This window comes from Streptomyces sp. Ag109_G2-15 (genome assembly GCF_900215565.1).
Taxonomy (GTDB): Bacteria; Actinomycetota; Actinomycetes; order Streptomycetales; family Streptomycetaceae; genus Streptomyces; species Streptomyces diastatochromogenes.
Genome location: NZ_OCNI01000001.1, coordinates 4661696 through 4672425, shown reverse-complemented (window position 1 = coordinate 4672425; position 10730 = coordinate 4661696). Strand labels below are relative to the sequence as shown.

Below are 10730 nucleotides of genomic sequence, written 5' to 3'. Positions count from 1 at the left end.
AACCCAAGCCTGCTGGTGGGCGGAGAAATCAGAAGCCCAGCCTGCGAAGTTGCTTCGGGTCCCGCTGCCAGTCCTTCGCCACCTTCACGTGGAGGTCGAGGAAGACCGGCGTACCGAGCAGTGCCTCGATGTGCTTGCGGGACTTGATGCCGACCTCCTTCAAGCGCTTGCCCTTGGGGCCGATGATGATGCCCTTCTGGCTGGGGCGTTCGATGTAGACGTTGGCGTGGATGTCCAGGAGGGGACGGTCCGCGGGGCGGTCCTCGCGCGGGAGCATCTCCTCCACGACCACCGCGATGGAGTGCGGCAGTTCGTCGCGGACGCCTTCCAGGGCCGCCTCGCGGATCAGCTCCGCGATCATGACCTGCTCGGGCTCGTCCGTGAGGTCACCCTCGGGGTAGAGGGCCGGGCCCTCGGGCAGCAGCGGGACGATCAGGTCGGCCAGCAGGCCCACCTGCTTGTCGCCGACCGCCGACACCGGCACGATCTCCGCCCACTCGAAGCCCAGCTCCTTGCCCAGCTGGTCGATCGCGATCAGCTGCTCGGCGAGGGTCTTGGAGTCGACCAGGTCGGTCTTGGTGACGATGGCGACCTTCGGGGTCTTCCGGATCCCGGCCAGTTCCTTGGCGATGAACCGGTCGCCCGGGCCGAGCTTCTCGTTCGCCGGAAGGCAGAAGCCGATCACGTCGACCTCGGCCCACGTCGTCCGTACGACGTCGTTGAGCCGCTCACCGAGCAGGGTGCGCGGTTTGTGGAGCCCCGGGGTGTCGACCAGGATCAGCTGGGCGTCGGGCCGGTGCACGATGCCGCGCACCGTGTGCCGCGTCGTCTGCGGCTGGTTGGCGGTGATCGCCACCTTCTGCCCGACCAGAGCGTTCGTGAGGGTGGACTTGCCCGCGTTGGGACGGCCCACGAAGCAGGCGAAGCCGGCGCGGTGGGCGGTCTCGGCCGGCTCTTCGGATGACGGGGTACGAACGCTCATGGCGACCATTGTCCCTGATCCACAAAGCCGTCCCGTACCGGTGGGGCACACCCCGTCCACACGTGAGCTTTCGGAAACCCCCACGCAACGAAACGTCACGGAAACACACCCGTACGCAACCGGAAACTCACACCGGTGACCCTCTGACGAGCCCGCACACCGTTGGAGACGCCCGTGACCCTCGCCGCCACGCACGTGAACACCGGCGACACCGCCTGGCTGCTCGCGGCCACCGCCCTCGTCCTGCTGATGACCCCGGGTCTGGCCCTGTTCTACGGCGGCATGGTCCGCACGAAGAGCGTCCTCAACATGCTGATGATGAGCTTCGTGTCGATCGCCCTGGTGACGGTGGTGTGGCTGGCGGTCGGTTACTCGCTGGCCTTCGGCGACGACGTCGGCGGCGGGCTGATCGGGGGGCTGGAGCACGCGGGCATGAGCGGCCTCGGCCCGGACAGCGTCCACGGCACCGTCCCCACCCTCCTCTTCGCCACCTTCCAGCTCACCTTCGCGATCATCACGGCCGCCCTGATCAGCGGCGCGGTCGCGGACCGGACGAAGTTCTCGGCGTGGCTGGTCCTCGTCCCGGTGTGGACCCTCCTCGTATACGTTCCGGTCACCCACTGGGTGTGGGGCCCGGGCGGCTGGATCCTCGACGGACTCGGCGCCCTCGACTTCGCGGGCGGTCTGCCCGTCGAGATCACCTCGGGTGCGTCCGGGCTGGCCCTGTGCCTGGTCATCGGGCCGCGCCTCGGCTTCAAGAAGGACGCCATGCGTCCGCACAACCTGCCCATGGTGGTCCTCGGCGCCGGCCTGCTCTGGTTCGGCTGGTTCGGCTTCAACGCGGGCTCCGCGCTCGGCGCGAACGGCCTCGCCGCGGCCGCCTTCCTCAACACCCTGGCCGCCGGCTGCACCGGCCTGCTCGGCTGGCTCTTCGTCGAGCAGCGGCGCGACGGCCACCCGACCACGCTGGGCGCCGCCTCCGGCGCGGTGGCCGGCCTGGTCGCGATCACGCCCTCCTGCGGCACGGTCTCCCTGCTCGGCGCGCTGGTCGTGGGCCTGGCCGCCGGCGTCGTCTGCTCCTACGCGGTGAGCTGGAAGTTCAGGCTGAACTTCGACGACTCGCTGGACGTCGTCGGCGTCCACCTGGTCGGCGGCGTCATCGGCACCCTCCTCATCGGCCTGTTCGCCGAGAAGGCGATGACCGGCGGCGTCGAGGGCCTGTTCTACGGCGGCGGGCTCGCCCCGCTCGGCAAGCAGCTGCTGGCCGTCGTGGTCGTCGCGGGGTACGCCTTCACGGTGACGTACGGCCTCGGCAAGCTGATCGACCGGGCGATGGGCCTGCGGGCGAGCGAGGAGCAGGAGCACACCGGCCTGGACCTTACGGTGCACGCCGAGACGGCTTACGATCACGGGGTCCTGGGGCACGGTGCCCCGGTCTCCTCCTCCGTCGTCCCCACCGCCCAGAAGGTCAAGAGCCAGGCATGAAGCTCATCACCGCGATCGTCAAGCCGTACCGCCTGGACGCGGTCAAGACCGCCCTGCAGGAGCTGGGTGTGCACGGTCTGACCGTGACCGAGGCGAGCGGCTACGGCCGCCAGCGCGGCCACACCGAGGTGTACCGGGGGGCCGAGTACCAGGTCGACCTGGTGCCGAAGGTCCGGATCGAGGTCGTCGTCGAGGACGCGATCTCCGAGGACGTGATCGACGCGATCGTCAGCGCCGCGCAGACGGGGAAGATCGGGGACGGGAAGGTGTGGGCGCTGCCCGTGGAGACCGTCGTACGGGTGCGGACCGGCGAGCGCGGCCCCGACGCGCTCTGACCAGCAGCACACCCGTCACCACGCCCGCGACGAACACCAGCCCGACAAGCAGCCACGGCAGCGCGAAGAAGGAGGCACTCGCCGACTGGCGGGTGTCCTGCGCGCTCGCGGTCAGGGTGATGTCGCCCCAGTCGAGCTGGGGTGCGCCGTGCCAGGTCTCGGTGAGCCGCACGCTCTGTCCCGGCAGCAGCTCGGACGGGATCCCCTTCAGGGCGCGGTCGAGCAGCGTACGGCCGAACAGCCCGCGCGCCTTCAGCTCCACCTTGGGGTCGAGGGTGACGTTCCCGGTGTTGCGCAGGGTGTAGCCGATGGTCGCCGTGCTGTCGCCGAAGCCGGGGACGAGCGGCTGGTGATGGCTGAGATGCACCTGCTCGACGGAGATCCCGGTCAGCGTGGGCCCGCCGACCCGGAGGTAGACACGGGCGCCGACGGCCCGCTGCACACCGAGCGCCAGCTTGCCGCTGCCGGGGTCGACCCGCTCGTCGAGCGCGACGATCGCGCCCGGGTGGTCGCCCGGTTCGGCGCCCTGGGGGACGCGCAGGGTGAAGGGCACGGTGACGGTCTTGTGTCCGGGGACGGTGATCCGTGACCTGGCGGGCCTGGCCCACGCGCCCACCCCGCGCATCCGTTCCTTCAGGGTCCGTACGGCGAACCCGCCGTCGCGGGCGGTGTTGTAGGCGTCGGCCGCGTAGAGCCGGAAGGTGAGCGGCTTGCCGGTCTTGTTGGCGACGGCGACCTTGTCGGTGAGGGTCTGCCCGGGGTCGGCCGAGAGGTAGAAGTAGGGGCGCGCGGCGACCTTGGAAGCGACCGGGTAGACGGACCAGCTGCCGTTGTCGGCGGCCCGCGCGGGGACGGCCGTCAGCCCGAGGAACAGGCCGATCAGGCTCAGGAGGAGGACGTACGGCTTGCGCATGGGTGCGGACCCCCCATGGGCTCGGGTCGTGGCGGTCGGGCGGGTGCGGCCCCGTGGTGCGGCAGGGCGCCCGGCCACCGGTGTCGGAGTGCGGGTCAGGTCAGGGTGAGGGTCAGGACGCCGGAGTAGGAGCCCGGAGGCGTGAACGCCGGTACGTCCAGGGAGAGTCCGGCGTCGACGGTGAACTCACCGCCGGTGAGCGTGGCGGCCGGGGTCGACGCGAGGGTCGCTCCCGAGGTGCCCACCGCGCCCGTGGAACCGGCCTTGCAGGTGCTGGGGCTGCCCGCCTTGGTCACACAGGCGGGGGTCCAGCTCAGCCTGCTCGCGTCGATCTTGGCGCCGGGACCGGTGAAGTCGGTGACCTTGCCGGTCAGGGACCAGCCCGCGGGCCCGCCGCGGAAGTCCTTGACGGTCACCGTCTGCAGCGCTCCGGTGGAGGCCCCGCCCTTGCCGAAGTCGACCGACGACAGCGCGACGGCGTCCCCGGCCTGGGACATGGACAGGGTGCCCGCCTTGACCGTGGTGGTCAGCTTCTGGCTGCCGGCCGGGACGGGCGTGTTGTCGTTGACGACGTAGGCCGCGGGGCCCGCGCCCTTGTCCGCGTTCCAGGAGCCGCCCTCGTAGGCCACGATCCCGGTCGTCGTCTTGTCGTTGACGACGAGGGAACCACTGAAGGAGCCCTGGGCGTTGGCGGTCACGGTGGCGGTGTCCGCGGTCTGGGTGGCCCCGGCCCGCCCGGCCAGGGTGACGGTGGCGCCCGGCGTGAAGTTGCTGCCGCTGACCGTGACGCCGGCACCCGGGTCACCGGAGGCCGAACCCAGCGAGATGGCACGGGTGTTGGCCGGGGTCCCGTCGGTCGCGGTGACGGTCTGCGACACCGGGGCGGGCGGGTTGGTGACCGTGCACGGGGTGTCCAGCTCGAGGATGTAGCTGGTGTGGATGTTGTAGTCGCCCGGCGAGAGGGTGATCTGGCCGGCCTTGGTCACGGTGAACGTCCCGGTCATGGAGAAGGACGGGAACGCGGCCTTCCCCGGCACCGGCGGGTTCTTCTTCGGTCCGGCGACGGTGACGGCACCGGTCTGGGCACCGCCGAGGGTGACCTTGCCGGTCGGGGTCATGATGTCGGCCGGCAGGGCCAGGTCGGTGGGGTTGCTGGCGGCGGCCGTGACCACGGTGTAGGTCACGGTGACCGTGTCGCCGACCTTCGGGCTGGCGTTGTCCACCGAGACACTCGCGGTGGTGGTGCCGTCGATCGGCGGAATGCCCGCGACGGCGGGCGGGATGCAGTGCGTGGCGAAGTCCACGTTCGTACCGGCGGCACCGGCCGGACCGGCCAGCGCGCCGCCCGCGGTGACCGCGAGAGCGGTCGCCCCGAACAGTGACGCCCAGCGCCACCGTCGGGATCTTAGGGGTGTCGAACCCATGGGGGCCCCTCCTGAGGGTTGCGGGCGCAGCGGCTCATCTGCGCCGACAGGGGGCATTGATGTGGAGCCCGCGTGAGAAGTCAATGGAGATGCCGCAGAAAACTGACGGATCATCAGTTTCTGCGGCATCCCCGGGAGATCCGGCAAGAACCGGAACAGATCGCTCAGTTCAGTCAGTCGAAGACGAACGGTCCGGGCGACTGCTTGGCCGTCGCCGTACAGGTGACGTTGACCCCGAAGATCGTCATCTTCAGCGAGCCGCCGTACGCCTCCAGGCTGTCGCCGGAGGCCACGGTGCCGGTGAGCGGGCCGGCCGTGACCGGGTCGCCGGCGGCCATGGCCGGGTTCTTCGTGCCGGTGAAGACGGTGGTGCCGCCGCTCGCCTTGACCAGGGTGAGCTTGGAGGTGATGGAGTCCTTCGCCACCGCGACCGGCGCCTTGACCGCGGAGGAGGTGAGCGTGATGGTGGCCGAGGTGCCGCTCTGGGTGGCGGTGAGCGTGGCCGCGCCACCGCCGAAGATGCCGCAGCTCGCGTTGATGGTCGCCGTCTGGGGAGTGACGGCGGCCGCGGTGGGCGCGAAGGCGAGTCCGGTGACCGCGAGGGCCCCGGCAACCAGCGCCGCACCTGTTGCTGTGCGCTTGCCTCTCATGGGGATCCGCTTCCCTTCCCTGTGGGGATGCCATGTGGGGATGGTCGGAAGGTGCGCCGACGAACGGCAGGCCTGAGCAGGTGGATGCGGGCACGCTGCGGCGGCGGTGCGGATCTGACGGATCGTCGGAACTTACGGCTCCATTGATGCGCGAGAGGCAGGCGACGGCAAGGATGAAATCCGGACTACTCCGCGGCGCCCGCCGGGACCGTCAGCTTCACGGCCCCGTCCGGCCCGGCGAGCAGCACCGGCGTCTCGGCACCGCCCAGGTCGGCCACGGCGGCCCGGTCCTCGGCGGCGACCCCCTCCGCCTCGCTCACCACCGCCGCCGCCTCCAGCGACTTCGCCCCGGAAGCCACGGCCATGGCGACGGCGGTCTGCAGGGCACTCAGCTTCAGCGACGCGAGCTGCACCGACCCGGCGACATACGTACGCCCGGTCTCGTCCCGTACGGCCGCCCCCTCGGGCACACCGTTGCGGGCCCGGGCGGAACGGGCCAGGGTGACGATCTTGCGGTCCTCGGGGTCGAGCGCGTTGCTGTCGGTCATGCCCCGAGCATACGGACCGGGCCGGACCGGCGCCGAGGTCAGTCCAGGGTCTGAACGATCCCGCTCCGCGCGGCCGTGTGCAGCACGCGGGCACGGGCGCCGTTCACCAGGGGAAGGTAGGGCGCCACGTGGCCGCACTCGACGTCCGCGACGATCGGTACGCCCAGGGAGCCGAGGGCGTCGAGGACGGCCTCGTGCTGGGTGAGCGTGCGGCCGTCGGGGGCGTGGGTGCGGCCCACGAGGACGGCGGTCGCCCGGTCGAAGAACCCGTTGAGGCGCATGCCGTGCAGATTGCGGCAGATGGTGAACGCGTTGTCCTCGGCGGCCTCGACGTAGACCAGCAGCCCCTCGTCGCCCGCGAAGGACGAGGTGTTCAGGTACGGCGTCCCGGCGAGGTTGGTGAGGGTCTCGATGCAGCCGCCGATGAGCCGGCCCTCGACGTCCACGTCACCGGTGCCGTCGAGCCGGGTCCAGGTGCCCTCGGCGTCCAGGGTGAGGTCGCGGATCCCGGGGTACTGGACGTAGTCGTCCCAGCCGCCGGACCGGTGGCGGCCGGGCGGGGTCTGGGAGAGCGGCCCGCCCTGCGGCGCCGCCACGATGTCGAGCCAGGACAGCAGGCCCTCGGGCGTCCGGTAGGGCGTGTCCATCAGGTTGTTGCCGTGCACGGTCGCGACGCCGGTGAGCAGGGTGAGGGGCGTGATCAGGGTCGACATGTCGGACCAGCCGGCCACCCACGTCGGCTCGGCCCGCCCGATCTTCTCGAAGTCGAGCAGCGGCAGCAGGTCGATCGCGGTCTCTCCGCCCCACGGCGGCACCACGGCCCGGATCTCCGGATCGGTCAGCATCTCGGTCAGTTCGGCGGCGCGCTCGGCGGCCGGGGCGCTGATGTGTCCGGTGCCGTCCATGCACCGGCCGACGACCACCTCGTACCCGCGCGCCTCCAGGTCGCGTATCGCCACGTCGAGGCGCCCGAGCATCTTCTCGGCCACCCCGCTGGACGGGGAGGTCACACCGATACGGTCACCGGGGCGCAGTGGGCGCGGATATCGCACAGAAGCCATGCGCCGGATTCTGACACGGGGTCAACCGGCCCCGGCAAAGGGTTTTACGCCCGGTCCAGCCGGAGTCGCTCCGCCCTCGGCAGGCCCGCGACGACGAGGTCGTACGAGTCCTCGATCAGCTCGCGGACCAGGCGGTCCGGGAGGCCGCCGTCCACCGTCACCGTGTTCCAGTGCCGCTTGTTCATGTGGTAACCGGGGATGACCAGCCCCTCGTGCTCACTCCGCAGCCGGACCGCGTCCTCCGGGTCGCACTTGAGGTTGACCGTCAGGGGCCGTGCGTCCAGCCAGGTCAGCGCGAACACCTTGCCCAGCACCTTGAAGACCGAGATCTCCGGGCTGAACGGGAAGTCCTCCACCGCCGCGTTGAAGGACAGGCAGAAGGCGCGCAGCTCCTTGGGGGTCACTCGGGCTTCTCCTCCCGGGCCGGCCCGCCGGCCGGCTCCACCAGGACCGTGACGATCTTGTTCCGGCGGCCGGCCGCCGCCTCCGCCGTCAGCCGCAGCCTGCGCTCGTCGGGCAGTTCGACCTCGGCCGAGGCGCCGGCGATGGGCACGCGGCCGAGCGCCTTGGCGAGCAGTCCGCCGACCGTCTCCACGTCCTCGTCGTCGTACTCCTCCAGGCCGTACAGCTCGCCGAGGTCGGTGATGTCGAGGCGCGCGGTGACCCGGTAGCGGTCGTCGCCGAGGTCCTCGACGGGCGGGAGTTCGCGGTCGTACTCGTCGGTGATCTCGCCGACGATCTCCTCGAGGATGTCCTCGATGGTGACGATCCCGGCGGTGCCGCCGTACTCGTCGATGACGACGGCGACGTGGTTGCGGTCCTTCTGCATCTCACGCAGCAGGTCGCCGGCGTTCTTGGTGTCCGGGACGAAGACCGCCGGGCGCATGGCCGTGGACACCAGGTCGTTCTCGGCGTCGCGGCTGATGTGCGTCTTGCGGACCAGGTCCTTCAGGTACACGATCCCGACGATGTCGTCCTCGCTCTCACCGGTGACCGGGATCCGCGAGAAGCCGGAGCGCAGGGCGAGGGTGAGGGCCTGGCGGATGGTCTTGTAGCGCTCGATCACCACCAGGTCGGTGCGCGGGACCATGACCTCCCGCACGAGGGTGTCGCCCAGCTCGAAGACCGAGTGCACCATGCGGCGCTCCTCGTCCTCGATCAGCGACTCCTTCTCGGCGAGGTCGACCAGCGCGCGCAGCTCCGCCTCGGAGGCGAACGGGCCGCGGCGGAAGCCCTTTCCGGGGGTGAGCGCGTTGCCGATGAGGATCAGGAGCGACGGGATCGGGCCCATGATCCGGGCGAGGGGCAGCAGCACGTACGCCGCCGCCGTCGCCGTGTTCAGCGGGTGCTGGCGGCCGATGGTGCGCGGGGAGACGCCGACGGCGACGTACGACACCAGGACCATCACGCCGATGGCGACCAGCAGGGCCTGCCAGGTGGCCGCGAACTCCTGCAGGCAGGCGTACGTCACCAGGGCCGCGGCCGCCATCTCGCAGGCGACGCGGACCAGCAGGGCCACGTTCAGATAGCGGGTGGGATCGGCGGCGACCTGGGCCAGCTTGGCGCTGCCGCGCCGCCCGGTGCGGACGGCCTCCTCGGCGCGGAAGCTGGAGACGCGCGCGATGCCCGCCTCCGCGCAGGCGGCGAGCCAGGCGACGACGACGAGGGCGATGGCGCCGATGACGATCTGAAGACTCATGGGGTGCGCTTACGACACCGTCGGCGCCGGCGACGGGCCGGTCAGCCCCCGCTCGGCCCGCCACCCGTCCACGATGGCGGCCTGGAGCCCGAACATCTCCGCCTTCTCGTCGGGCTCCTCGTGGTCGTACCCGAGCAGGTGCAGCACTCCATGGACGGTGAGCAACTGCAGCTCCTCGTCCATGGAGTGCTGCGTCGGCGCTTCCGCACCCTGCTTGGTCGCGACCTCCGGGCACAGCACGATGTCACCGAGCAGGCCCTGCGGCGGCTCCTCGTCGTCCTTCGACGGCGGCCGCAGCTCGTCCATCGGGAACGACATGACATCGGTCGGACCCGGCAGGTCCATCCACTGGATGTGCAACTGCTCCATGGCGTCGGCGTCCACGACGATCACCGAGAGCTCGGAGAGCGGGTGGATGCGCATCCGCGCGAGCGCGTAGCGGGCGATGTCGAGGATCGCCTGCTCGTCTACCTCGGTGCCGGACTCGTTGTTGACGTCGATCGACATGGTCGTGCTGGTCTACTTCCCCTTGGAGCCCTTGGCACCGGGCCTGCCATGGCCGCCCTTGTGGGCGCCGTTCTCGGTGCCGTGCTTGCTGTCGTACATCTCGTACGCGTCGACGATACGGCCCACCAGCTTGTGCCGTACGACATCGTGGGACGACAACCGGGAGAAGTGGACGTCCTCGACGCCCTCCAGGATCTCCTGCACCTGCCGCAGACCGCTCTTGGTGCCGTTCGGCAGGTCGACCTGCGTCACGTCACCGGTGATCACGATCTTCGAGTCGAAGCCGAGGCGGGTGAGGAACATCTTCATCTGTTCAGGGCTCGTGTTCTGGGCCTCGTCGAGAATGATGAAGGCGTCGTTGAGCGTGCGACCGCGCATGTACGCGAGCGGCGCGACCTCGATCGTGCCCGCTGCCATCAGCCGCGGGATCGAGTCCGGGTCGAGCATGTCGTGCAGCGCGTCGTACAGCGGGCGCAGGTAGGGGTCGATCTTCTCGTAGAGCGTGCCCGGCAGGAAGCCGAGGCGCTCGCCGGCCTCGACCGCGGGACGGGTCAGGATGATCCGGTTGACCTGCTTGGACTGCAGGGCCTGCACGGCCTTGGCCATGGCCAGATAGGTCTTGCCGGTACCGGCGGGGCCGATGCCGAAGACGATCGTGTGCTTGTCGATCGCGTCGACGTACCGCTTCTGGTTGAGGGTCTTGGGGCGGATGGTGCGTCCACGCGAGGACAGGATGTTCTGCGTCAGTACCTGGGCCGGGGTCTCCGGTCCGTCGCTCGTCCCGTTCTCGCTCGCCTTGAGCATGGCGATCGAGCGTTCCACTGCGTCCTCCGTCATCGGCTGCCCGGTGCGGAGCACCAGCATCATCTCGTCGAACACGCGCGAAATGAGGGCGACGTCCGCAGGGTCGCCGACCGCGCTGATCTCATTGCCCCGGACATGTATGTCGGCTGCCGGGAAGGCCTTCTCGATCACGCGCAGAAGGGAGTCACCGGAACCCAGCACGGTCACCATGGGGTGCTGGGCGGGGACGGTGAGCTGCGCTCGTGCCTGCTCCCGCGCGGGGGTGTGAGCTGTGGGTGTCTGAGTCATGGGCCGGCGCTGTAGGCCTGCGGTTCCTCCTCGT

Annotated in this window: 12 protein-coding genes; 2 read left to right on the top strand and 10 right to left on the bottom strand. The window is 70.4% G+C overall.

Going from position 1 to position 10730, the window contains the following annotated elements; translation table 11 throughout:
- Positions 1-28: 28 nt before the first annotated feature.
- The gene (gene era, locus CRP49_RS20930) at positions 29-982 is read right to left on the bottom strand and encodes a GTPase Era (RefSeq protein WP_097257466.1); all 954 of its coding nucleotides are present in this window, start codon (positions 980-982) and stop codon (positions 29-31) included.
- Between the two features lie 174 nt (positions 983-1156).
- Between era and CRP49_RS20925 the strand changes: the two genes are divergently transcribed.
- The gene (locus CRP49_RS20925) at positions 1157-2467 is read left to right on the top strand and encodes an ammonium transporter (protein ID WP_097254746.1); all 1311 of its coding nucleotides are present in this window, start codon (positions 1157-1159) and stop codon (positions 2465-2467) included.
- Positions 2464-2802, top strand: coding sequence for a P-II family nitrogen regulator (locus CRP49_RS20920; RefSeq protein ID WP_097254745.1), 339 nt, complete (start codon positions 2464-2466; stop codon positions 2800-2802). The genes CRP49_RS20925 and CRP49_RS20920 overlap by 4 nt, the downstream gene beginning before the upstream one ends.
- On the opposite strand, the gene CRP49_RS20915 is transcribed toward CRP49_RS20920, so the two are convergent.
- The 9 genes from CRP49_RS20915 to CRP49_RS20875 form a co-directional block, all read right to left on the bottom strand.
- The gene (locus CRP49_RS20915) at positions 2696-3715 is read right to left on the bottom strand and encodes a WxL protein peptidoglycan domain-containing protein (protein ID WP_097254744.1); all 1020 of its coding nucleotides are present in this window, start codon (positions 3713-3715) and stop codon (positions 2696-2698) included. The genes CRP49_RS20920 and CRP49_RS20915 overlap by 107 nt on opposite strands.
- Before the next feature lie 95 nt (positions 3716-3810).
- Positions 3811-5139, bottom strand: a complete 1329-nt coding sequence (locus CRP49_RS20910; protein WP_097254743.1) for a beta-xylosidase — start codon at positions 5137-5139, stop codon at positions 3811-3813.
- A gap of 173 nt (positions 5140-5312) precedes the next feature.
- Positions 5313-5789: a hypothetical protein gene (locus tag CRP49_RS20905; RefSeq protein WP_097254742.1), complete on the bottom strand. Its 477-nt coding sequence runs from the start codon at positions 5787-5789 to the stop codon at positions 5313-5315.
- Between the two features lie 185 nt (positions 5790-5974).
- A complete protein-coding gene (locus CRP49_RS20900) occupies positions 5975-6337 on the bottom strand; it encodes a cytidine deaminase (protein ID WP_097254741.1) in 363 nt (120 codons plus the stop codon).
- A gap of 38 nt (positions 6338-6375) precedes the next feature.
- A complete protein-coding gene (locus tag CRP49_RS20895; protein WP_257033683.1) occupies positions 6376-7314 on the bottom strand; it encodes a S66 peptidase family protein in 939 nt (312 codons plus the stop codon).
- A 128-nt stretch (positions 7315-7442) separates the two neighbouring features.
- A complete protein-coding gene (locus CRP49_RS20890) occupies positions 7443-7802 on the bottom strand; it encodes an MmcQ/YjbR family DNA-binding protein (protein WP_097254739.1) in 360 nt (119 codons plus the stop codon).
- Entirely contained in the window at positions 7799-9097 is a 1299-nt protein-coding gene (locus CRP49_RS20885; RefSeq protein ID WP_097254738.1) for a hemolysin family protein, read from the bottom strand. The genes CRP49_RS20890 and CRP49_RS20885 overlap by 4 nt, the downstream gene beginning before the upstream one ends.
- A 9-nt stretch (positions 9098-9106) precedes the next feature.
- Positions 9107-9604 (bottom strand): rRNA maturation RNase YbeY, encoded by a 498-nt coding sequence (gene ybeY, locus CRP49_RS20880; protein WP_094221115.1) that lies wholly within the window; start codon positions 9602-9604, stop codon positions 9107-9109.
- A gap of 12 nt (positions 9605-9616) precedes the next feature.
- On the bottom strand, positions 9617-10696 hold the full coding sequence (locus CRP49_RS20875) for a PhoH family protein (protein WP_097254737.1): 1080 nt from the start codon (positions 10694-10696) through the stop codon (positions 9617-9619).
- Positions 10697-10730: the final 34 nt, after the last annotated feature.